This window comes from Kribbella aluminosa (assembly GCF_017876295.1).
GTDB lineage: Bacteria > Actinomycetota > Actinomycetes > Propionibacteriales > Kribbellaceae > Kribbella > Kribbella aluminosa.
The window spans coordinates 3815200-3837375 of record NZ_JAGINT010000002.1; the positions used below are offsets into that span (position 1 = coordinate 3815200).

A 22176-nucleotide genomic window follows, 5' to 3' on the forward strand; every position below is an offset into this window, starting at 1 on the left:
CCTGAGCCCCGACCCCGGTCAGTTGGTCTTCTTCTTGTTGACGAGGCGCTCGATGGCATCCTCCATGTGTTCCGACAGCAGCTCCTCGGTCCTCTCGATCTCGCAGTCCCGGATCGCCGCCGCGATCCGGCGGTGCTCGAGGTAGCGGTTGTCGGCGGCGGCGTACGTCGCCTCCAGCGCGTGGATGCACATCCGGGTCTCGATGATCTGGGTCCGGTGCATCCGCACCAGCCGCGGGCTGCCGGACGCCCGGACCAGGAACTCGTGGAACTGGATGTCGATCTCGCCGACCGCGGCCGGATCGTTGCGGACGGGCTTCATCTGCTCGGCGATCGCGTGCAGGTCCAGCCCGACCGTCTCGAAGTCGCCGTCGCGGAGGATGAGCATGGCCGCGGCCCGCTCGATCGCCTCGCGGGAGTAGTACATGTCGCGGATCTCGGCCGGCGTCATGTCGATGACGAACAGGCCGCGGTTGCGGATCGGGACCAGCAGTCCTTCCTGGGTCAGCCGCTGCATCCCCTCGCGCAACGGCCCGCGGCTGACGCCGAGCTTGCGGGCCAGGTCGGCCTCGACGAGCTGGGCGCCGGGCTTGAACTCCCCGTGGCCGATGGCCTTGCGCAGTTTGTCGGCGATGATGCTCGGCGTCGACTCCTGAGCCAGCGGCTCGATGTAACTGGTCACGACTGAATCTCCCCCTGCGCGAACAGCGTCCCCAGACCTGGCAGCGACGGCACCGGACCGACGAGCTCCAGGCCCTTCCAGACGGTCACCTGGTTCGCGGTCAGGACCGCGCCGCCGGTGGCGGTCTCCAACTCGTCGATGATTCCGAGCGTGTGCAGCGCGGTGTCCGGGATCAGCACCGCGTCGGCCTGCCGGTGGTTCGCGGCCTTGGCCATGCTGATCACCTGCTCCGGCTCCAGCGTCCCGACCTCCGCGGCGGTGACGATCCCGCTGCTGCCCATCGACACCACCTCGATGCCGGCCGCGGCGAGGAACCGGACGAAGTGCTGGGCGACGTCCTCCGGGTACGACGCGGCGATCGCGACCCGGTAGATCGCCATCGCCTTGCAGGCCTCCACGAACGCGATCGAGGTGGACGACGCCGGTACGCCGACCGCCTGCGCCACACCGCCCGCCTGGATGTTCGCGCCCTCACGGCCGAACACGAAACTGCCCGAGGTGCACGCCCACATCACCGAGTCCGGTTGCGCCTGCTTGAGCTGCGCGGCGCCTTCGGCGAGACGCTCCGCCCGGCCGAGGTCGAGGAGCGCGTCCACGCGATGGGCGTCCTCGCCCACCGAGGTGATCACGACCGGCAGCTTGACCCGGCCGTTCAGTCTCGCCTCGAGCATGGAATAGTCGTCCTCGGCGCTGTGTCCGGGATAGAGCAGCCCTACCGTGACCATCGGACCTCCTGGCTTGATGTGCACCGAATGGGTAGATTGTCGACAATGCTAACCCCAGAGCGTCCGGAGTCCGGGTCCGCTGCGCAGCACCCTGTGGATAACTCGGCGTACGACGTTCAGGGCCTGTTGCGCACGCTCCGTGGAGAGCTCCGGGGCGCCACGGCTGACGATCGCCGGACCCGCGCGCTGTATGCGGCGGACGGTTCGAACTACCGCGCGGTCCCCGATCTCGTCGTCGTACCGGCCGACGTCGACGACCTGGCAGCGGCAGTATCGCTGACCGCGGCCGCGGGTGCGCCGGTGGTACTCCGAGGCGGCGGTACGTCGATGGCCGGCAACGCGATCGGCGGCGTGCTGATCGGCGGCGTGGTGATCGACGCGTCGCGGCACGTGAACCGGATCCTCGACGTAGACGCCGGTACCCGGACCGCCGTGGTGGAGCCGGGTGTCGTACTGACCGATCTGCTCGCCGCCGCGAAGCCGCACGGGCTCGCGTTCGGCGCCGATCCGTCGTCGGCGAGCCGGGCGACGCTCGGCGGGATGATCGCGAACAACGCCTGTGGCGCGCACTCGGTCGCCTGGGGTACGACTGCCGACAATCTGCAATCGCTCGATCTGGTCCTCGCCGACGGGACCCGGCTGACGGTCGACTCGGTTGCCGACCGGGCCGTCGCCGCCGCACGACCTGGACGGGAAGGCGAACTGCACCGGGCGCTCCAGGCGTTCGCGGACCGTCACGAGTTGGTGATCGGTCGGCGGTTCGGGCAGTTCACCCGGCAGATCTCCGGGTACGCGTTGCATCGGCTGCTGGGCGACTACAACGTCGCCGGGCTGCTCTCCGGGAGTGAAGGCGGTCTGGCAGCGACGCTTCGGGCCACGGTCCAGCTCGTCGAGTTGCCCAAGGCAAGGGTTCTGTGCGTACTCGGGTTCGCCGACTCGATCACCTCGGCGGACTGTGTTCCGGTCGTACTGCGGCACGCGCCGCTGACGATCGAGTCGATCAACAACGAGCTTGTCGACCGGCTGCCGAAGGAAGTGCGTGATGCCGCGGTTCACGCCGGTATGCCGGACGGCGACGCCTGGCTGCTGGTCGAGGTCGGCGCTGCGGACGAGGCGGCGGCCACAGCGGCGGCCCGCTCGATGCTGGAGGAGTTGCGCGATTCGGGCGCGACCGCCTCGCTGGTGACCGATCCTCAGGCACAGGCCGTGCTATGGCGTTGCCGTACGGACGCTGCCGGCCTGGCGACGCGGCGCGCGGACGGGGCGGAGGCGTGGGGCGGTTGGGAGGACGCCGCCGTACCTCCCGAACGTCTTGGTGCGTACCTGCGTGGTCTCGACGAGCTGCTCGGGCGGCACGGGTTGTCGGGGGCGTCGTACGGGCACTTCGGCGAGGGCTGCATGCACATGCGGATCGACTTCGACCTGTTGAGCCGGCGGGGGATCGCGACGTACCGGGAGTTCGTCGAGCAGGCCGCGGACCTGGTGGTCGGGCTCGGCGGATCGGTGTCCGGTGAGCACGGCGACGGGCGGGCGCGCGGCGAGCTGCTGGCGAAGATGTACGGCGCGGACGGGGTCGCGCTGTTCGGTGAGCTGAAGCGGATCTGGGATCCGGCGGGTGTTCTGAATCCGGGGATGATCGTCGACCCGCCGCCGCTGGACATCGCGATCCGGCACGACGGCCCGGCGAAGGATCGTCAACTGTTGACAATCTTCAGCTATCCGGACGACGGGCACGACTTCGCGCAGGCGCAGCGGCGGTGCGTCGGGATCGGGAAGTGCCGGCAGACGACGGGCAGCGTGATGTGCCCGAGCTATCAGGTGACCCGCGAGGAACTGCACTCGACGCGCGGGCGGGCGCATCTGCTGTGGGAGATGTTGCAGGGAGACCTGATCGCGGATGGCTGGCGATCCACGGAAGTACGCGACGGCCTCGACCTGTGCCTGTCGTGCAAGGGCTGCTTGTCGGACTGCCCGGTGAACGTCGACATCGCGACGTACAAGGCCGAGTTCACCCACCATCACTACGCTCGCCGCCCCTGGGCCCGGCCGTTATCGCACTGGTCGATGGGCTGGCTGCCGCTGTGGTCCCGGCTCGCGTCTCGCGCTCCGAAGCTGGCGAACCGCTTCGCCGCGCTGCCGCTCACGAAACGGCTGGGTGGAATCGCCGCCGAGCAGGACGTCCCCGGCTTCGCCTCGCAGCCGTTCACCCAGTGGTTCAAGGGTGGTCGCCGTACGCCGGGAGACGCCGGGCGGCAGGTGGTGTTGTGGCCGGACACCTTCACGAACTACCTGGCGCCGGAGATCGGGCGGTCCGCGGTCGCCGTACTGGAGGCTGCCGGCTTCGAGGTCGTACTGCCTGACAAGCCCGTCTGCTGCGGCCTCACCTGGATCTCGACCGGGCAGCTCACGACCGCGCGTCGCGTCCTGAACCGATCGCTGGCCGTTCTCGCTCCGTACCTCACCGCAGGCACACCGATCGTCGGCCTCGAACCGAGCTGCACGGCGGCGATCCGTCATGACGCGGCCGCGCTTGTCGACAATCCTCTTGTCGGATTGGCGACTGCAAACATTCAGACGTTCTCCGAGTTCCTCGTCGACTCCGGCTGGGCGCCGCCGCAAGTCGGGGGAGAAGCGTTCGTACAGCCGCACTGCCACCAGCACGCCGTACTGGGCTTCGACGCCGACCGCAAACTGATGGCAGCCGCCGGCATCGACATCGACCTCGCAGCGCCCGGTTGCTGCGGCCTGGCCGGCAACTTCGGGTTCGAACGCGATCACTACGACGTCTCCAAGGCAGTGGGCGAACGCACTCTGCTGCCGGCGGTACGGTCGTTGCCGGCGACAACGACCGTCCTCGCCGACGGCTTCAGCTGCCGAACCCAGATCGCCCAAGGCACCCCACGCACCGCCCGCCACCTGGCGGAACTCCTGGCCGACGCTCTCCCCGACAAGCGCCGCTCCTGAGGCTGACGTTCTCCCCGGCAGGCGCCGGTCCTGAGGGCGACGCTTTCCCGGCCGGCCGGTCCTGCGGTCGACTCGGCCGGGTCAGCTCGGGGCTAGTTTGTCGGCGGCGCGGCGGAGCCGGGTGACGCCTTCCTGGATGCGGTCGGGCGTCGTCGACGCGAAGCAGATACGGAACGCGTCGGAGAAGCGCCCACTGGGGGAGAAGGCAGGACCCGGGATGAACGCCACCCCTTCCGCCAGCGCGATCTCGAAGAGCTCCTCGGTGTTGATGCCGTTCTCCAACGTCACCCAGAGGAAGAAGCCGCCCTCCGGATCCGTCCACCGGGCGATGTCGCCGAAGTGCTCCGTCAACGCGGCGTGCATCGCCTCCTTGCGCAGCCGGTACTCCGCGCGCTGCCGCACCAGATGATCCGCCAGATGACCACCGGCGAGGAACCCGGCCAGCAACCGCTGCGCCGGCAGGTTCGTGCACGTGTCCATCGCCTGCTTCGCGTTGATCAGCAACTGCTGCAGCTCGGGATCCGCATCGACCCACCCGACCCGCAGCCCCGGCGCGACGATCTTCGAGAACGTCCGCACGGAGAACACCAGTGGATCGCCCGCACCCAGCTCCCGCAACGTCGGCAGCGGATTGCCGGCGAACCGGAGCAACCCGTACGGGTCGTCGTCGATCACCATCGACCCCCACGACCGCGCCAGCTCCAGAAGCTGATGCCGCCGAGCCAGCGACAGCGTCGCGCCGGACGGGTTCTGGAACGTCGGAATCGTATAGATCGCCTTCGGCCGGCGTCCGTCCAGCAGTTTTGGTAGATCGTCGACAATCATCCCGTCGTCATCCACCGGGACCTCGAGCAGTTCCGCGCCGTACGACAGCGCCGTCGCACTGCCGTTCGTGTACGTCGGGGACTCCACGACGACAAGGTCGCCCGGGTCGACGAAGATCTTGCAGAACAGGTCGAGGCCCTGCATGCCGCCGGCCGTGACGGTGAGGCGGTCCGCGGTCGTCTCGTCGCCGGTACCGCGCAGCATCTCCAGTAACGCGGCGTGCAGCGGCGGATCGCCCTCGGTGGCCGCGTAGTCGTAGGCGTCCGGGCGGGCCAGCTCGTCGGCCGCGATCGCGGACAGGATCTGCGACGGTACGGCCTCGGCGGCGGGCGAACCCATCGCGAAGCGGACGATGTCGTGGGTCTGCTTGTGCAGGAGCGACGTACTCGAGTCGATCACCGAACCTACGAGTCCGGCCGCGCGTGCTGCGTACGGGAGTGCTGACAAGGGGGTTACCTCCTGATCGTGAGTTCGTGGGACAGACCGGTCAGTCGTTCCACGCCGTCGGCGGTGACCACCACGGGCTCGGACAGCTCGTATCCCCAGCCGTCCATCCACATCCCGAGGATGACGTGGAACGCCATTCCCGCGGTCAGCACGGTGGTCTCCTCGGGGCGCAGGCTGACGGTGCGTTCACCCCAGTCCGGCGGGTAGCCGATACCGATCGAGTACCCGATCCGCGATTCCTTCACCAGGCCGTGCGCGGCGATCACCTCGTGGAACGCGGCGTGCACGGCGCTCCCGGTGACACCTGGCCGGATTGTCGACAATGCGGCGCGCATACCGTCGGCAACGATCTTCGCGGTCTCCCGGAGCCGGTGCGGCGGGTCGCCGAGCATCATCGTCCGCGCGAGTGGGGCGTGGTACCGGCCGAAGACCCCGGCCAGTTCGATCGTGGTCGCCTCGCCGGCGAGGAACGGGCGATCGGTCCAGGTCAGGTGCGGAGTACCGGCCGCGTTGCCGGTCGGCAGCATCGGCACGATCGCCGGATAGTCGCCGCCGTGCTCCGGCGTACCGGTGGCCTGCGCGGCCAGGATCTCGGCGACCAGATCGCACTGCCGGCGCCCGGGCCGGAGCTGGTCCAGCGCGATCCGCATCGCCTGCTCGGCGATCACGCCCGCGATCCGCAGTTGGCGCAGCTCGTGCTCCGACTTCACCAGCCGGACCCAGTTCACCAGCTCGGCCGAGTCGACCAGCCGGCGGCCGGGCAGCCCGTTGCCGAGGGCAAGGTATCCGCGCGGCGTGAAGTAGTGCGCGTCCGCCTCTACCGCGACGTCGGCGCCGGCCGATACGAGGTCGCGGCAGACGCTCGCGATCCAGTCGTACGGATGGGCGTCCGGCCGGTGCACCAGCTGCTCCGGGTAGCCGTGGATCTGGTCGGCCCGCAGGTTGCAGGTGTACGACGCACCGGCCGCGTCCATCGCCCGCGCGAACAGCTGCACCTCACCGTCGGCGGGGACCAGCAGACATTGAGGCGTGTAGAAGGACCATGCGTCGTACCCGGTCAGATAGAAGAGGTTCGCGGGGTCGCTGACCACCAGCGCGCCGAGGCTGCGTTCGGCCAGGACGGCGCGGACCCGGGCCAGCCGGCCGGCGTACTCGTCAGGCTCGACCGCCTGCTCCAGCAGGTCGGACACGGGCTCACCCCTTCCCGGTTCGCTCATGAGTAACTTGCCGCCGGTCGTGCGGTCAGCAGGTGCTGTCCCGGCCCGATCCCGGTGTGACCGGCGAGTTCCAGGACGGCCCACATCGTGACCTGGTTCGCGGTCAGCACCGGCTTGCCGAGCGTCGCCTCCAGGCCGGCGATCACGTCGTACGTCGGCAGGTTGGTGCAGCTGATGAAAATCGCCTCGACCGTAGGATTGTCGACACTCCGCACAAGTTCGACGGTCGTCTCGTAGGGCACCGCCCAGATCTGCGCGATCAGCCCGAGCCCGGCCGTCGCGACCACCTCGATGCCGGCCTCGGCCAGGTACGCGGACAGGCCCGCGGTCAGGTCGTTCGTGTACGGCGTGACGGTCGCGATCCGGTTGATCCCGAGCCGACGGAGCGCGAGCAACAGGGCTCCGCTGGTGGTCACCGCGGCCGGTGCCCCCGCGCCGACCATCGCGTCGACGAGTGCGAGCTCGCCGTCGAGCCCGCCGACGAAACTGCCGAAAGTACAGGCGTACGCGACCGCCAGTGGGGCGACCGCGAGTACGTCGTACGTCGTCCGCGCGATGAGGTCCGGATCCGAGATGTGCACCGCCATCTCGACGGTGGCGGCCATCGGAGCGTAGGGCGTCCGGGTGAGGTGCAGGGTGACGTCGTCGGGGACCCAGCGCCACAGCTCCCGGTCGAGCGCGAAGTCGTACGGCGCGACGACACCGATGCCGGTCTGCAACAGCGGCGGGACCGCTGCCGGCATCGGGTTGGTGATGGGACGCGTGCTCATGCGAGTCAGTGTGCGGCCCGGGGGAGATTGTTGACAATCCTACCAGCGAGTTCCTAGCCTCGAACCTGTGCCGGCCCCCGTCGAACGCCCAGTCGTCGCGGTGCTCTGCGAGCGGGCGACGGACCGCCCTCCGGGTCTCGACGGCCTGCCCGTCGACTTCCGGTACTGCTCCGCGGACGGCCTACGGGGCGCGGTGCAGGGCGCCCGGGTGTTGTTGCTCTGGGACTTCTTCTCGACAGCGGTACGTGATGTCTGGGTGGACGCCGGATCGCTGGAGTGGATTCATGTCACTGCCGCCGGGGTCGACACGCTGCTCTTCGACGAACTGCGGGACTCGGCGGTCGTAGTCACGAATGCACATGGGGTGTTCGACCGTCCGATCGCGGAGTACGTACTGGGTGCGGTGATCGCGCACGCCAAGGACAGCCTGCGCAGTTTCGACCTGCAGCGCGAGCGCCGGTGGCAGCACCGCGAGACCCGGAGCGTACTGGGCGCGAAGGCGCTCGTCGTCGGGACCGGGGCGATCGGCCGGGCCACCGCCCGGCTGCTTCGCGCCGCCGGGCTGCAGGTGCGGGGCGTCGGCCGGGTCGCGCGTGGGGACGACCCGGACTTCGGCGAGATCGTTGCCAGCAGCAATCTGTCCGCCGAGGTCGGCTGGGCGGATCACGTGGTGCTCGCGGCGCCGTTGACCGCTGCGACCCGAGGGCTGGTCGATGCCGGCGTACTGGCTGCGATGCGGCCGGGATCGCACCTCGTCAACGTCGCCCGTGGTCCGATTGTCGACGAAACCGCACTGCTCGACGCCGTTGCCACCGGGCGCATCGCGGCCACCCTGGACGTGTTCGACCGCGAACCGCTGCCGCCGGACCACCCGCTCTGGACGGCGCCGAACCTGACGGTCACCGCGCACATGTCCGGCGACGTGATCGGCTGGCGCGACACCCTCGCGGCCCAGTTCGCGGACAACGTGAGCCGCTGGCTGGCCGGCGAACCGTTGCTGAACATTGTCGACAAGAAACTTGGCTACATTCCGACAGGAGATCGATGACTCAAGCAACCGAGTTGGTCGAGGGCTACCGAACCGGAGCGCTGTCCCCGGTTGACGCGACGCAGGCCGCGCTGGACGCGATCGAGCAGTACGACGCGCAGGTGAACGCGTTCGTCCTGGTCGATGCCGAGGGTGCACTCGCCGCGGCCAAGGAGTCCGAGAGCCGTTGGCGCGCCGGCCGGCCGCTCGGACCCGGTGACGGGGTGCCGACGTCGGTGAAGGACGCATTGTGGACAAACGGATGGCCGACAATGCGCGGCAGCACGATGATCGACCCGGCCGGGCCGTGGGACGAGGACGCGCCGTCGGTCGCCCGGCTGCGTGAGACCGGCGCGGTCATCCTCGGCAAGACGACCACGCCGGAGTACTCGTGGAAAGGCGTCACCGACTCGTTCACGTACGGCGCGACCGGCAACCCGTGGGATCCGACGAAGACCTCGGGTGGTTCGAGTGGCGGCTCCGCGACCGCGGTCGGGCTCGGCATGGGCGTGTGGTCGCTCGGTACCGACGGTGGCGGCTCCGTGCGGATCCCGGCGGCGTTCACCGGCACGGTTGCGTTGAAGCCGACGTACGGACTGATCCCGCTGTTCCCGCCGAGCGCATTCGGCACGTTGTCGCACGCGGGTCCGATGACGCGGACCGTGCGGGACGCGGCGGCGCTGCTCGACGTGGTGACCGGCTTCGACCCGCGGGACTGGTCGGCGATGCCGACGCCGGCCCGGTCGTTCCTGGACGGGCTGGACGACGGGGTCGCCGGACTGCGGATCGGTTTCTCGGCGGATCTTGGTTTTGTTGACAATGATCCTGAGGTCGAGGCGCTGGTGCGCTCGGCGGTCGACGTTCTGGCCGCCCTCGGCGCCGAGGTGACCGAGGTGGATCCTGGTTTCACGGACCCGATCGACGCGTTCAACGTGCTCTGGTGGTCCGGAGCGGCCAAGGTCCTTTCTGGTCATATTGTTGACAATCGGGTTGATCCCGGGCTGCGCCGGGTCGCCGAGCTGGGCGCGGCGTACACGGCCTCGGACTTCCTCGACGCGACCGCCGTCCGGATGGAGCTCGGCACCCTGATGGGGCGGTTTCACCAGCAGTACGACGTACTCGTCACGCCGACGCTGCCGATCACGGCGTTCCCCGTCGGGCAGGACGTCCCGGACGGATCGGCGTCGCCCGACTGGACTGACTGGACGCCGTACACGTATCCGTTCAACCTCACCCAGCAGCCGGCGCTGATGGTGCCGTGCGGGTTCACAGTGGCCGGCTTGCCTGTCGGATTGCAGATTGTCGGCAATCGCCATGCCGACGCGTTGACGCTTCAGGTCGGTCAGGCGTACCAGGCCGCGACCGACTGGCACCGGCTTACCCCGAGCTTGGAGGCACGATGAAGCACCTCACGGTCAGCCTGGACAAGCGCGGCGTGAGCTGCGTGGCGAAACTGCTCGACGACGTCGCGCCGCGGACGTGTGCAGCGGTGTGGGATGCGCTGCCGCTGTCGGCGCCGGTGTTCCACGGGAAGTACGCGCGGAACGAGATCTACACGTTGCTGCCCGGGTTCGCGCCCGACCCGGGGAAGGAGAACACGACGATCACGCCGATCCCGGGGGACCTGTGCTGGTTCTCGTTCGACTCCGACGATCTCGGGAATCCGGCGTACGGCTACGAGAACACGACCGGTACGGGTACGACGGGTGCGATTGTCGACCTTGCCGTCTTCTACGGGCGGAACAACCTGCTGATCAACGGTGATCAGGGCTGGGTGCCCGGGAACGTGTTCGGGGCCGTCACTGAGAACCTCGCCGAGTTCGCCGCGGCGTGCCAGGACCTGTGGATGGGTGGCGCGCGCGGGGAGACGCTGTCGTTCAGCCGGTTGTGAACGGTTGCTGCAGCTCGGTGACCCAGTCCTGCGGGTTCTCCGGCGTGTCGAGGTAGAGCTCTCGAGCCGGTTCCGCGGCACGTCTGCCGTTGTCTTCGAGCCAGCGGGCGAGTGCCTGCCAGGACGGAAGTACCTGGTCGATGGGTCCGCGGTGGACGAGCGTTGCCGCTTGCGTCGCCGGTAGGTCGATCACGTCGAGTCCGTTGAGGTTGCCTTCGGCATCGACCGCGGCCGGGACTGTTGCGCGTACGACGATGTCCGTCTGCTGCTCGTACAGGCAGGTGAGACGGCCGGCCGGATGTACGTCGGCGTGCGGCAACCGGCGGCCGAGTTCCGCGCACAGCGGGTGTACCACGGGCGTGATGTCGTCGGGCGTGAAGCTCGCCGCCGTTGTGGTCAGGCCGACCAGACGTACTGCGGGCAGCTCCTTGACGACGATGTCGTTGGCTGGGACATCTGCCTCCAGGCCGCGGAGCCGCGACTCGACCTGGGCGAGTCGCGCATAGCTCTCGGCCAGGCCGGTCTCCAGTTGTGCGCGTCGCATCGTGAGCATCGCGCGCAGCTCGGTCGGGCCGAGATTGTCGGCAATCATCTTGTCGACCTGATCGAGCGAGAACCCGAGGTCCTTCAGCGCGACGATCCGGTTCAGGTCGGCGAGCTGGGCGGCGGTGTAGCTGCGGTACCCGGTCGCGGGATCGACGTACGCCGGCCGCAGCAGCCCGATCGCGTCGTAGTGCCGCAGCATCCGGACCGATACCCGGCCGTGCCGTGCGAACTCCCCGATTGCGAACATGCCGACAGTCAACCAGCTCTCTAGCGCGATCCGAGGTGTTGAGCGAGGAGTTCGGCGAAGGTGATCGCGGTGTCGTCCTCGTGCCACGGGCCGATCACCTGAGCCGCCGTGGGGAGGCCGGTCGCCGTACGGCCGATCGGCATGCTGAGCGCGGGATGGCCGGTCAGCGAGGCGTGAGCGATCCAGAACACCTGCGCTTCGTACGGGCGCCCGTCGATCGTTGTCGAACCGTGCGGGAACGCGACGGTGAAGCTCGTCGGGCACAGGAACACGTCGATGTCCTCAAAGTACCGCTGCCACTTCGCCCTGGCGGCCAGACGGTTGCGCTCGGTGGTGAGCAGTTGGTCGACGGTCATCGTGGTCGGCTCGCCGCCGTGGAGCGCGAAGAACAGTTCGACCTGGCGGCTGAACTCCTCGGCCTGTTCGTCCGGGTCGACGCCGTCCGGCCAACTGTCGACAATCTTCGCGCCGGTCGCGGCGATCCGGTCGATCGTGTCGGACAGCGCGTCACCGACTTCGCTCGTCACCGGTGCTGCCGGGTGATCGGTGACGATGCCGACGCGATAGTCCTTCAGGGCGCGGTGCCGTGGGGCTGCGAGGTCGTAGGTGTACGGCGCCTCGGGGGCCGGCGGTGGCGCGGAGCGCGATCCGCAGGTCCGCGGCAGAGCGGGCGAGCGGTCCGATTGTTGACAATATGGGCATTTCACTGGGGACGTACGGCGTCCCCGGCACCTGGAATCCGCCTTGCGGGACGAGCCCGTTGGTGGGCTTCAGCCCGTAGACACCGCAGTACGCCGCCGGCAAACGAATCGACCCGACCAGGTCGGATCCGTACTCGAGATACGTAAGCCCCGCCGCAAGCGCCGCCGCCGCACCACCGGACGAGCCGCCCGGTGTGCGGGTCACGTCGGCAGGGTTGTTGGTCCGCCCGTAGATCTCGTTCGCCGTCTGCCCGAAGTCGCCAAGCATCGTGTGAACATTCGTCTTGCCGACAATCTGCGCTCCGGCCCGCTGCAACTTCTTCACGACAACCGCGTCCTCGTCCGCGACGTAGTCAGCGAACGCCGGATTACCCCACGTCGTATGCATCCCGGCAACGTCAAAACAGTCCTTCACCGTCACCGGAACCCCATGCAGCGGCCCTAGCCCACACCCCTCAAGCGGCTTTTCCGGCTGGGCGACCCGTGCTGCGTCGGCGCGATCCGCGGCGGTCAGCGCGTACTCGCGCCGTATCTCGACGACCGCATTGACCTCGGTGTCAGCCGCGATCCGGCCGAGTAGCTCCTCGGTGACCTCCCGCGACGTCACCTGCCCCGTACGAATCCGCTCCGCAATCTCTCCAGCTGTGAACATGAGGATTGTCTACGGTCTGACACCGTGTGAGAGTCAACGCTCAACCTCGACCCCGTTGTGAAACACCCGGCGGATCCGCTCCTCCACCGCGGTGCAGTCCAGCGTCGTACCGTCCAGCACCACCAGATCAGCCCGCTTGCCGGCCGCGATCTCGCCCCGGTCGTGCGCCAGCCCGAGCAACCACGCCGCATCGATCGTCGCCGCCCGCAACGCGCCCGCATCACCCAGACCGGCCGTCGATAGGTGCCGCAGTTCCCACAACGCCTCCGAGTAGGGCCGCACCGGATTGTCCGTCCCCATCGCGATCCGCACCCCCGCGTCGATCGCCAGCCGCATCGACTCCCGATGTGCCTCGGCTGCTCCGTCCGGCACCTGCTCCGGATCGGACTGCGTAACCGACAACGTCGGCACGTACCACGTCTTGTTCTCAGCCATCGCCTCGACCGCGTCCAAGTACGTCCCATGCTCCACACTCGCAGCCCCGGCCCGCGCCGCCAGTTCAGCCGCTCGGGCTCCGTGTGCGTGCACCATCACCCGCCGCCCACCACGCCGCGCCGCCTCGTCGACCACAGCGGCCAACTCCTCGAACGTCAGCTGCACATCGTGTACGCCGGACCCGAGCGCGATCGACCCGGTCGCCGTCACCTTGATCCAGTCGGCCCCCGCGCGCACCATCCGCCGTACGACGGCCCGTCCCGCGTCAGCCCCGTCGAAGATCGGATCCGGCAACGACGGATCACCGTAGTAGTCGAGCGATCCGGTGCGTGGCGCCCAGAGGTCGCCGATCGCCCCAGTCGTACCGACCTGCCGCAAACTCAGCAGCAGATCGGGCCCCTCGATCCACCCGTTCTCGATCGCGAGCCGCACACCCGCGTCCGCACTCCACGCGTCCCGCGCCGTCGTCACCCCGAGCCGTAGCAACGTCCGCAACGCCGGAACCGCCGACAACACCCGAGCCGACCGCGGCACCCGCAACGCGTCCATCCCGGCTGGCCCGAAGCACACATGCGTATGACAGTCGACGAACCCGGGCACCTCGAGCGACCCGGCGCAATCGATTCCCTCGTCCCCGTCCAACCCGATCCCGACGCCGACAATCCGATTGTTTGCGAGCACGACGTCCGCCGTCCGCACCGCACCGGACCCGACATCGAGCACCATCCCCGAATGCAGAACCCGCCGCCTCACGCCGCCCGCCCCCAGGAGTTCCCTCGGGATCCAGCCGAGGAAGCAACCCCACTCATCCCGTCGTGCGAGCCAGCCCGGACGTGCCAGCAACTCCTGTCGTGCCAGCTGCTCCCGTTATGTCGGCTCATCCCGTCGTACCGGTTCACCCCGTCGTACCGAGGAGTCGCAGTGCGATCAGCGCGTACGCGCGGGCCGCGGTGACGAGTTCGGCGATCGCGACGGACTCGTCCGCGCGGTGCGCCTGGGTGGTGACCGAACCGGGGCCGAGGACAACCACCGGTACGCCGAGATCGCGTGCGACGTACCCGCCGTCGCACGCTGCGGTCCACCCGGCGAGCGGCATCGGCGGACCGCCGGCGTCGAACCGGGCGGCCTCGGTCGCGCGGACGAGGTCGTGGTCCTCGGATGTCTCGAAGGCGGGCATCTCCATCGGCATGGAGAGTTCGACGGTGAGCCCGCGGTCCTCCAGCCGGAGCGAGGCGACGCGAGCCTCCAGGTTGGCGAGTACCTCGGCGGGGGACTCGCCCGGGAGGAGCCGGCGGTCGGCGACCACCACGCAGTCGGCCGGGACGATCGAGCCGCCCGTGCCGCCGTTGATCTGGCCGACGCTCCAGGTTGCCGGGCCGAGCAGGGGATGGGGCGCGGCCGCCAGCTCCTTGTGCAGGCGTTCGATCTCGGCGACCACCGCGGCCGCTCCGTAGATCGCGTTCGCGCCGCCGTCCGGGTTGCCCGCGTGGGAGGCGCGACCGTGTACCGAGACCTGTAAGTACGAGTCGCCCCGCGCCGCGATGATCGTCTGCAGGTCGGTCGGCTCGGCGGTGATGCATCCGACGTACTGACGCGATGCCCGGCGGGCCTGCTGGGTGATCGCGTTGGGTGAGTAGTGTTCCGCCCCTGTCCTTTCCGCTTCAAGTCTATCGGTGTGAGCGTTGGTCGGGCTGGAGTTATCCACAGGGGGCTGCAGGGTGGAGGCTATGTAGGCGCGGATGCCTTTGCCGGTTTCCTCTTCGTCGACTACTGCGGCGAGGTCGACCGGCCCGTTGAGTGAGGTGCCACGGAGTGCGGCGAGGGCGGCCAGGGCTGCGGCGAGGCCGCCTTTCATGTCGGATGCGCCGCGGCCGTAGATCCGGCCGTCGCGCAGGAGCCCGCCGTACGGGTCGACCGTCCAGCCGTCACCGACCGGGACGACATCGGTGTGGCCAAGTAGCAACAGGCCAGGAGCATCGCCTCCGGACAGCCTGACCGAGAGGTTGTCCCGGCCGGTCTCGACGGGCGAGGTCCGTACGTCGAGGCCGAGGTCCCGCGCCGCCCCAGCGAGGACGGCCACCGTCGCGGCCTCCTCGCCGGGCGGATTCTGGCCGGGCGCCCGGACCAGTTCCTGCGTCACCCGTACCAGCAGGTCCTCGTCGATCCGGTCCAGTACTGTCCATTCGGCACGCGTCAGGCTCATGCCGACCAACGATAGGGTCAGCTCCCGGCCAGGTACGCCCGCCAGCCGCCTGCGGCGGTGATGTCACGGGCCGGGTCGGCGGCGTCGGCCGTACACACGAAGCCGAGTACCTGCTCTCCGTCCGACAGCTCCAGTGGACCGATCGCCAGTGGAGGATCGACGGTCGCCGCGAACCCACCGAGTTCGGCGGGCGGCAGCCTCCACACCTCGACCTCGATCCCCGGACCGTCGTGAACCGGACCTCCCGCCGGCGTCCGGGTCAGACCCGGACGCGGTCCGTCGACGAGGAACATCCGGTACGACGCCGCGGTCCGCGCGGTGAACGCGAGCCGGGCACCACGGCGTACCAGCTGATCATTGAGTGGCTGGCCGGACAGGTGGGCGCCCGCGACAGCGAGCAGGATCTCGCTGTCCAGAGCCGAAGCCGGCACGGACTCACCACGCCAGCGAGCCGCCAGGCCGATCAGCTCGAGGTCGTGACCGGCCGGCGCCAGCAGCTGGATCCCGAACGGCAGACCGTCGGCGCGATCCGTTCCTGGGAAGGCGATTGCGCACAGGTCGAGGAGGTTGACCATGTTCGTGAAGCGGCCCAGTCGGCTGTTGACCCCGATCGGATCGGCCTCGACCTCCGCCAGCGTGGGATGCCCTGGCGTCACCGGCAGCAGCACCGCGTCGACCCGCGTCCACAGGTCCTCGCTCGCACGGGCCAGCGTCGCAAGCCGGTCGAAGCCCGCGAACGCGGATGCCGCGGTCAGCGCCGCGCCGCCCCGCACGATCGTCCGCACAGTCGGGTCGACCGCCGGATCGTCGTCCAGCCTGTCCCCGAAGGCCAGCCAGCGCTCGGCCAGCCACGGCCCGGAGTACAGCAGGTCCGCGGCCTCGAGCAGCGGCCGTACATCCACCTTCACGACTTCGCCGAGCCGATGAGCCTCGGTGAGCGTCTCCTGCCAGGCCGCCTCATGCAACGGTTCCAGCTCCAGCCCGACATCCGGTACGCCGATCACCGCGCCGGACACCGCCCGGTGACGGGACAGATCCGCGGCCCGGCGCGACCACGCGTCGTGCGGGTCGTACGCAACCATCACGTCGTACGCCGCCCGCGCGGTGGCCACGGTGCGGGCCATGACGGTCACGCAGTCGAGCGACCGGCACGCCGGTACGACGCCGCGCGCCGACACGAGTCCGCGACTCGGCTTGATGCCGACGATCCGGTTGAAGGCGGCCGGTACCCGCCCGCTACCGGCCGTGTCGGTCCCGAGCGCGAAGTCGACCTGGCCTGTCGCGACGGCGACGGCACTTCCCGAGCTCGACCCGCCCGAGATGTGCCGGTCGGAGAAGACCGAGTGACAAGCACCGTACGGCGATCGAGTGCCCACCAGCCCGGTCGCGTACTGGTCGAGGTTTGTCTTCCCCAGCGGCACGGCGCCGGCGGCGATCAACTGGTCGACGACGAAGGCGTTCCGCTGCGCGGGCCGTGAATTGCGCGGATCGCCGGCCGTCGTGGGCACCCCCGCCAGATCGATGTTGTCCTTGAGAGCCATCGTCAGCCCGTGCAACGGTCCGGGCCTGGGCACGGTCGGGGTGACCCGGGTGATCCACTCGTTGTTCACGCCCCCCACCGTGCCCGTTCCGCTTCGAAGGCGGCGCGGCGTCTGGCCCGTACGGTCGCTATTTCCACAGGTGCCTCCTGCTCGATCCGGCGTACGTCGGCGATCGAGAACGTCGCCGGTGCGGTCTTGAGATCCGCGCGTCCGGCGGCGATCTCGGCCCGCTCGTGGGCCAGTTGCTCCGCGCTCACCGGGGTGAATCTGATCAGATCGAACTGCCTCAGCAACCACGGTTGCTCGTCGGCGGGGGAGATCCGCCAGACCGGGACCGTGCGCCCGACCAGCTGGTACCCGCCGGGGCCCTCCATCCCGTACACGCACAGGTAGATCCCGCCGATCCCGACCGCGTTCTGCGGCGTCCAGGTACGGGCCGGGTTGTACTTCGTGGTGACCAGGCGATGCCGCGGATCGATCGGCACCGCGACCGGCGCGCCGAGATACACGTCCCCGAGACCGACCACGAGGTACGTCGCGGCCTGCACGATCTCGAACACCTCGTCCCGCGCGCCGAGATCGTTGACCCGCCGGATGAACTCGACGTTGTCCGGGCACCACGGCGCGTCCGGCCGGACCGACGTCGCATACCGGCGCATCGCCTCGTGCGCCTCGGGGTGGTCGAACGCGATCGGCAGCACCACCTCGCGCGCCGGCAGTACGACCGTTTCGGGATCATCCAGCCCGGCGGCCAGGAACGCGAGCCGTTCCGCGAGCCCGGTCAAGGCGATCCGGGCCGAGTCGACCGCGACGAGCAGCGACCGCACACCCTCGACGATCTCCGTCACGCCGGCCGGCCGATCGACACGGAGGGCCTGGGCCAGTAGGTGGACCCAGACCCGGACCGTGAGGTCGAGCTCGGCCGGTCCCGCCTCGACCAGCAGGTGCCGCTCGCCCGCGTACCTGATCGTGTACGCCGGTGCCGTACCGGCCGGATCGCCGCGATGCAGGAAATTCGGGCGTTCCGGCGAACTCGTCGACGGGGTGACGGGCGCCGGCTCCTGCCGCAGATCGGCCAGCCAGCGGCGCCGGGACCGGATTGCGTCGGCTGCCACCTCCTGGGTCACCGGGACCAGCTGAACGGAGTCGCCGGCGGCCAGCTGGCCGAGCATCCACCGGTCGGCCTCGATGGCGACGGCGGGTACGACGAACCCGCCGAGAGACGGTCCGTCCTTGCCGACGATGACGGGGGTGTCACCGGACAGCATGATGCCGCCGACCGGGTACGCGGAGTCGTGAACGTTCGACGGATGCAGTCCGGCCTCACCGCCGTCGGTCCGGGCCCAACCGGGAGTCGGCCCGATCAACCTGACCCCGGTGCGATCGGACCGATGGTCAACAATCCAGTTGTAGGCGAAGAACGCGTCGACACCTTCGGCGGTCAGATGTTCCGGTGCGCCATGGGGCCCCGGGATGACGCGCAGCTGCCAGGACGCCGACATCGCCGGCAGTTCCACCGACAGCGGAGTCAGCAGGTTCTCCTGCCGGCCCAGGACGAGCCGGTCACCGGCCGCGAGCGGCCTACCGTCGTGACCACCGAATCCGCCGAGGATGAAGGTGGACCGGCTACCGAGCACCCGAGGCACGTCCAGCCCGCCCTGGATCGCCACATACCCGCGCATGCCCGGTCCGCCGAGCGGGCCGATGTCCAGCACGGATCCAGCCGGCCACCGGACGACCAGCCCCGGCCTGATGTGCAGATTGTCGACAGTCGCGTTGTGGACGGCGCCGCCGACGCAGATCAGCCGATCCTCGTCGCACGTCAGGACCGGTCCGGCGAGCACACACTCCAGGCCGGCCGCGGTGTCGGGATTGCCGACCGCGGCGTTGACCAGCGCGAACGTGAGCTCGTCGGCAGCGCCGGACGGTGGGACGCCGACGTCCCACAGACCCGGCCGCCCAGCAAGATCCTGCACCGTCGTTTGGACACCAGGATTGTTGACAATGATGACGGCCACCGTCACCACCAGCCCAGCAGCTGGATCGGCGTCGGATTCCAGCCGTTGCAGGGATTGTTGACCTGCGGGCAATTGCTGATCAGCGCGAACAGGTCGCGGCTCGCGGTGATCTCGACGTACTTGCCGGGCGCGGACAGGCCGTCCTCGAACGTCAGGCCGCCACTCGGCGTCACCGGCACGTTCATGAAGAAGTTGATGTTGTGGGTGAGCTGACGCTGGCCGATGCCGGCCTTGGCGCCGTACCGCAGGAAGGTCTGCCGGCAGGCGTGCTGGTGCCGGGTGGACTCGCCGTACCGGATGACGTTGCTCTCCTGCGAGCACGCCCCGCCGACGGTGTCGTGCCGGCCGCAGGTGTCGTCGGTGATCACGGCGAGTTCGTCGAGCCTGGTCGACACCAGCCGCGACCCGATGGTCAGGAACACGGCCCGCTGTTCGCGGATCGTGTCGAAGGCGGAGTAGCGGTTGTCGATGTCGTGGGCGTCGTAGAACAACGTGTCCACGGCCTGGTTGCCGTACAGGTCGACAATCTGCAATCGTCCGCCCGCCGGCACGGTCACGAGTGCGCCGTCGCCCGCTTCCACTACAGAGTCGAGGGCAACGGTCGTCGCGGTGACAGTCATGCGATCAGCTCCCGAGTCAGGCGCAGTGCGCGGACTGCTTCCTCCCGCAGTTCGGGATCCTCCACGTGCACAGGGGTTTCGAGGCGCACGAGGGTTTCGAGGTGCGCAGGGGTTTCGAGGTGCGCAGGGGGTTCGAGCTGTACGGCGACACTCGCGGCGGTCCCGTCCGAGAGCGCGTGGGGTGCGGTCGAGACGAAGATCAAGAGGTCCTGGTCGGCGCGGAGCGTGACAGTGTCACCTGCGTGGGCATGGTCCGGGACGAACGCGAGTGACGCGCGCGGGTCGTCCGCGACGGCGACCTTGCTGAAGAAGTTGACGCAGCCGTGCAGATCCGCTTCGCCGAGACCGTGCTTGACGAGTTCGAGCAGCAGAAGCCGGTCGGGGCGAGCGCCGGTGAGGCAGTCGTGCCAGTCGAGGCTTGAGGCGATGACGGTCGCGAGCGCGAGGCCGCGGTCCGACATCAGAACCATGCCGGGCTTGATCCGCGCCGACATCTGGGACTTCAGCGTGTCCGGGATGTTCAGGCGGTCGAGGCGGTCGGTGCCGATGATCAGCATCGTCGCGTTCGCGCCGTCGGCGAGTGCGGTCAGCGTGATGGTGCGACCCGCACGGACCGGTGCCGACCACGCGGCATCACCGGGGACCTCGTGAGCGTGCGTCAGGCCGCCAGCCGTGTCGCCAGCCCGACCGCCAGCCGTGTCGCCAGCCCGGCCGCCAGTGGGACCGCCGGTAGGGGCGCCAGCCGGAACGCCAGTGGGACCGCCGGTAGGGGCGCCAGCCGGAACGCCAGTGGGACCGCCGGTAGGGGCGCCAGCCGGAACGCCAGTGGGACCGCCGGTAGGGGCGCCAGCCGGAACGCCAGTCGGATCGCCCGCGGGGGCGGCGGGGCTCATGCGCTGGCGCCTTCCGCCTCGACGGCCGGGGTCGCGGCGTGCACGGGGGCGCCGATCGAGGCGTGGTACGCGGTGCGCTGGGCGCGGTACGCCAGGAGCCCGCCGGCCGCGACGACCGCGAGAGTGACCAGCGGGAGGTAGTGGAGGTACCACCCGTCGCCGGCCGGGTCGTACACCTCCGCGCGCGGCCAGCCGAGGTTGATCGCCATCGCGAGTCCGTAGGCGACCGCGACGATGTTGACGACCAGGCCGAAGCGCCCGAGCGAGAACAGCGGCCGGCCGTTCTCGTCCACGCCGGCGGGTAACCCGCCGCCGGTCAGGCGTCGCACCAGCAAGGGCGTGGTGACCATCAGGTACGCGACGTACAGCAGCATGATGCAGACGCTGGCGAGACCCAGGAACAGGCCCGCGTTCCCCACGTTCACGACCAGGCAGACAGCGGCCAGCACACCCGGTACGACGGTTGCGGCCACCGGCGTGCCGGTGCGCTCGGACACCTTGCGCAGTCGGCGGGATCCCGGCAGCACGTTGTCGCGTGCCATCGAGAAGATCATCCGGGCCGCGGCTGTCTGGATCGCGAGCGTGCACACGCAGACCGCGAGGGCCACGTCGAGCAGCAGCAACTTGCCGGCCGTCGTACCGAGTCTGCTTGTCAGCACGTAGGGGAGACCTTGGGCGGCCAGGTCTCCGTCGGTCAGCGACGGCGCGGCCATCAGCGCCGCGACGATGAGGAACGCACCGCCGATGCCGGAGGCAACGACCGCGCGGATGATCGTCCGCGGTGTCGTCGCGCGTGGCTTGTGCGTCTCCTCCGACAACTCGCCCGCGCTGTCGAATCCGACCAGCACGTAGGCCGCCATCAACGCCGAGACGAGCAGCGGTACGACGTACCCGGTCGAGCTGTCCAGGTTCGTCGTATGCAGGACGACGGACGGTCCGCGCTCGGCGCGGCTTGTCAACAATATGACGATCAGGACGACGCCGATCAGCTCACACGTGACGCCGACCGAGTTGACGACCGCGGTGACCCGCACGCTGGTCGCGTTGAGCAGAGTGGTCGCGGCGAGCAGCAGACAGCCGAGGAGTACGGCGTTCGCGGCGCCGTCCTTCGACGCGAGGGCGGGATCGGTACCGACCAACTGGAAGCCGGGCCAGACCGCGGGCAGGACGACCTGCAGCGCGATCGCGGCCGTGGCCAGTGTGATGATCTGCGCGATCGCCATCGTCCAGCCCGCGAACCAGCCGACGACCGCGCCACCGAGACGGCGGGCCCACTGGTAGATCGCGCCGGACAACGGGTAGCGCGCGGCCAGTTCGGCGAAGCACAAGGCGACCATCAGCTGGCCGGCCAGGACAGCGGGCCAGGTCCAGAAGAACGCCGTGCCGCCGAAGCCGAAGCCCAGGCCGAACAGCTGGAAGACGGTGGTGAGGATGGACACGAACGAGAAGCCGGCCGCGAACGACGCGTAGCTTCCGACGCGGCGTGAGAGCTGCTGGGCGTAGCCGAAGTGGCCGAGGTCACGCGCGCCCACTTGATCGGTGGTCAGGGCTTCGGGGGTTGCTGCACTCGATGCTGGCATTTCCGGCCTCCGCTGGATCGGCCCGGAATGCGCACAGCAGCCCGGGGCCTTTCAAGGCCTCCCGGGCTTTTGTCCCGCCGTGGAACGGCGCCGCCACGACAACCTCGACGGCACCGTCTCCCCTCTCGGACCAGACCTGCCATCACCTTGACCGGCAGCGGAACCCTAGGGGCGCCCCGCCGTTCAGGCGGGT

Annotated in this window: 19 protein-coding genes and 1 riboswitch; of the genes, 4 read left to right on the plus strand and 15 right to left on the minus strand. The window is 69.4% G+C overall.

What is annotated here, in order from left to right; all coding sequences use genetic code 11:
* Positions 1-18: 18 nt before the first annotated feature.
* Together JOF29_RS39325 and JOF29_RS39330 are read right to left on the minus strand one after the other, a co-directional pair.
* Positions 19-681: a GntR family transcriptional regulator gene (locus tag JOF29_RS39325; protein WP_209699382.1), complete on the minus strand. Its 663-nt coding sequence runs from the start codon at positions 679-681 to the stop codon at positions 19-21.
* Complete coding sequence (locus tag JOF29_RS39330) at positions 678-1406, minus strand: maleate cis-trans isomerase family protein (protein ID WP_209699383.1); 729 nt, start codon at positions 1404-1406, stop codon at positions 678-680. Before JOF29_RS39330 ends, JOF29_RS39325 begins: the two co-directional genes overlap by 4 nt.
* Before the next feature lie 45 nt (positions 1407-1451).
* Between JOF29_RS39330 and JOF29_RS39335 the strand changes: the two genes are divergently transcribed.
* On the plus strand, positions 1452-4370 hold the full coding sequence (locus tag JOF29_RS39335; protein ID WP_209699384.1) for an FAD-binding and (Fe-S)-binding domain-containing protein: 2919 nt from the start codon (positions 1452-1454) through the stop codon (positions 4368-4370).
* A gap of 81 nt (positions 4371-4451) precedes the next feature.
* Here the strand turns inward: JOF29_RS39335 and JOF29_RS39340 are convergent, their stop codons facing one another.
* The 3 genes from JOF29_RS39340 to JOF29_RS39350 are packed head-to-tail and all read right to left on the minus strand — an operon-like array spanning position 4452 to position 7629.
* A complete protein-coding gene (locus tag JOF29_RS39340) occupies positions 4452-5642 on the minus strand; it encodes an aminotransferase-like domain-containing protein (RefSeq protein ID WP_209699385.1) in 1191 nt (396 codons plus the stop codon).
* A 5-nt stretch (positions 5643-5647) separates the two neighbouring features.
* On the minus strand, positions 5648-6832 hold the full coding sequence (locus JOF29_RS39345) for a M24 family metallopeptidase (protein WP_209699386.1): 1185 nt from the start codon (positions 6830-6832) through the stop codon (positions 5648-5650).
* Between the two features lie 23 nt (positions 6833-6855).
* Positions 6856-7629 carry a maleate cis-trans isomerase family protein gene (locus tag JOF29_RS39350; protein WP_245359876.1) on the minus strand — a complete coding sequence of 258 codons (774 nt, stop codon included), beginning with the start codon at positions 7627-7629 and terminating at the stop codon, positions 6856-6858.
* Between the two features lie 67 nt (positions 7630-7696).
* Here JOF29_RS39350 and JOF29_RS39355 point away from each other — a divergent pair, with 67 nt between their 5' ends.
* Genes JOF29_RS39355 through JOF29_RS39365 form a run of 3 tightly spaced genes read left to right on the plus strand, consistent with a single transcriptional unit; the run spans position 7697 to position 10547 of the window.
* Positions 7697-8677, plus strand: coding sequence for a D-2-hydroxyacid dehydrogenase (locus tag JOF29_RS39355; protein WP_209699387.1), 981 nt, complete (start codon positions 7697-7699; stop codon positions 8675-8677).
* Positions 8674-10059, plus strand: a complete 1386-nt coding sequence (locus JOF29_RS39360) for an amidase (RefSeq protein WP_209699388.1) — start codon at positions 8674-8676, stop codon at positions 10057-10059. The genes JOF29_RS39355 and JOF29_RS39360 overlap by 4 nt, the downstream gene beginning before the upstream one ends.
* Complete coding sequence (locus JOF29_RS39365; RefSeq protein ID WP_209699389.1) at positions 10056-10547, plus strand: DUF3830 family protein; 492 nt, start codon at positions 10056-10058, stop codon at positions 10545-10547. The genes JOF29_RS39360 and JOF29_RS39365 overlap by 4 nt, the downstream gene beginning before the upstream one ends.
* On the opposite strand, the gene JOF29_RS39370 is transcribed toward JOF29_RS39365, so the two are convergent.
* The 10 genes from JOF29_RS39370 to JOF29_RS39415 all read right to left on the minus strand — a co-directional run bounded on the left by JOF29_RS39370 (position 10534) and on the right by JOF29_RS39415 (position 21983).
* Complete coding sequence (locus JOF29_RS39370) at positions 10534-11340, minus strand: MerR family transcriptional regulator (RefSeq protein WP_209699390.1); 807 nt, start codon at positions 11338-11340, stop codon at positions 10534-10536. The genes JOF29_RS39365 and JOF29_RS39370 overlap by 14 nt on opposite strands.
* A 20-nt stretch (positions 11341-11360) precedes the next feature.
* Positions 11361-11867: an amidase family protein gene (locus JOF29_RS39375; protein WP_209699391.1), complete on the minus strand. Its 507-nt coding sequence runs from the start codon at positions 11865-11867 to the stop codon at positions 11361-11363.
* On the minus strand, positions 11848-12693 hold the full coding sequence (locus tag JOF29_RS39380; RefSeq protein WP_209699392.1) for an amidase family protein: 846 nt from the start codon (positions 12691-12693) through the stop codon (positions 11848-11850). The genes JOF29_RS39375 and JOF29_RS39380 overlap by 20 nt, the downstream gene beginning before the upstream one ends.
* Before the next feature lie 33 nt (positions 12694-12726).
* Entirely contained in the window at positions 12727-13854 is a 1128-nt protein-coding gene (locus JOF29_RS39385; RefSeq protein ID WP_209699393.1) for an amidohydrolase family protein, read from the minus strand.
* A gap of 169 nt (positions 13855-14023) precedes the next feature.
* On the minus strand, positions 14024-15331 hold the full coding sequence (locus JOF29_RS39390) for a M20 family metallopeptidase (RefSeq protein WP_209699394.1): 1308 nt from the start codon (positions 15329-15331) through the stop codon (positions 14024-14026).
* Between the two features lie 17 nt (positions 15332-15348).
* A complete protein-coding gene (atzF, locus tag JOF29_RS39395) occupies positions 15349-16941 on the minus strand; it encodes an allophanate hydrolase (protein WP_307863915.1) in 1593 nt (530 codons plus the stop codon).
* Positions 16938-18890, minus strand: a complete 1953-nt coding sequence (locus tag JOF29_RS39400; protein ID WP_209699395.1) for a 5-oxoprolinase/urea amidolyase family protein — start codon at positions 18888-18890, stop codon at positions 16938-16940. The genes atzF and JOF29_RS39400 overlap by 4 nt, the downstream gene beginning before the upstream one ends.
* Before the next feature lie 2 nt (positions 18891-18892).
* Positions 18893-19510, minus strand: coding sequence for an urea amidolyase associated protein UAAP2 (locus tag JOF29_RS39405; RefSeq protein ID WP_209699396.1), 618 nt, complete (start codon positions 19508-19510; stop codon positions 18893-18895).
* Complete coding sequence (locus tag JOF29_RS39410) at positions 19507-20172, minus strand: DUF1989 domain-containing protein (protein ID WP_245361113.1); 666 nt, start codon at positions 20170-20172, stop codon at positions 19507-19509. Before JOF29_RS39410 ends, JOF29_RS39405 begins: the two co-directional genes overlap by 4 nt.
* A 227-nt stretch (positions 20173-20399) precedes the next feature.
* Positions 20400-21983 (minus strand): amino acid permease, encoded by a 1584-nt coding sequence (locus JOF29_RS39415; protein ID WP_209699398.1) that lies wholly within the window; start codon positions 21981-21983, stop codon positions 20400-20402.
* Positions 21984-22039: 56 nt separating this feature from the next.
* Positions 22040-22163: riboswitch (guanidine-I (ykkC/yxkD leader) on the minus strand.
* Positions 22164-22176: the final 13 nt, after the last annotated feature.

Bases quoted from the DNA above. Each gene is read 5' to 3' on its own strand.
- JOF29_RS39330 (WP_209699383.1), bottom strand. From the start codon at position 1,406: ATGGTCACGGTAGGGCTGCTCTATCCCGGACACAGCGCCGAGGACGAC.
- JOF29_RS39335 (WP_209699384.1), top strand. From the start codon at position 1,452: ATGCTAACCCCAGAGCGTCCGGAGTCCGGGTCCGCTGCGCAGCACCCT.
- JOF29_RS39350 (WP_245359876.1), bottom strand. From the start codon at position 7,629: ATGAGCACGCGTCCCATCACCAACCCGATGCCGGCAGCGGTCCCGCCG.
- JOF29_RS39360 (WP_209699388.1), top strand. From the start codon at position 8,674: ATGACTCAAGCAACCGAGTTGGTCGAGGGCTACCGAACCGGAGCGCTG.
- JOF29_RS39365 (WP_209699389.1), top strand. From the start codon at position 10,056: ATGAAGCACCTCACGGTCAGCCTGGACAAGCGCGGCGTGAGCTGCGTG.
- JOF29_RS39370 (WP_209699390.1), bottom strand. From the start codon at position 11,340: ATGTTCGCAATCGGGGAGTTCGCACGGCACGGCCGGGTATCGGTCCGG.
- JOF29_RS39380 (WP_209699392.1), bottom strand. From the start codon at position 12,693: ATGTTCACAGCTGGAGAGATTGCGGAGCGGATTCGTACGGGGCAGGTG.
- JOF29_RS39385 (WP_209699393.1), bottom strand. From the start codon at position 13,854: ATGGTGCTCGATGTCGGGTCCGGTGCGGTGCGGACGGCGGACGTCGTG.
- JOF29_RS39390 (WP_209699394.1), bottom strand. From the start codon at position 15,331: ATGAGCCTGACGCGTGCCGAATGGACAGTACTGGACCGGATCGACGAG.
- JOF29_RS39405 (WP_209699396.1), bottom strand. From the start codon at position 19,510: ATGACTGTCACCGCGACGACCGTTGCCCTCGACTCTGTAGTGGAAGCG.
- JOF29_RS39415 (WP_209699398.1), bottom strand. From the start codon at position 21,983: ATGCCAGCATCGAGTGCAGCAACCCCCGAAGCCCTGACCACCGATCAA.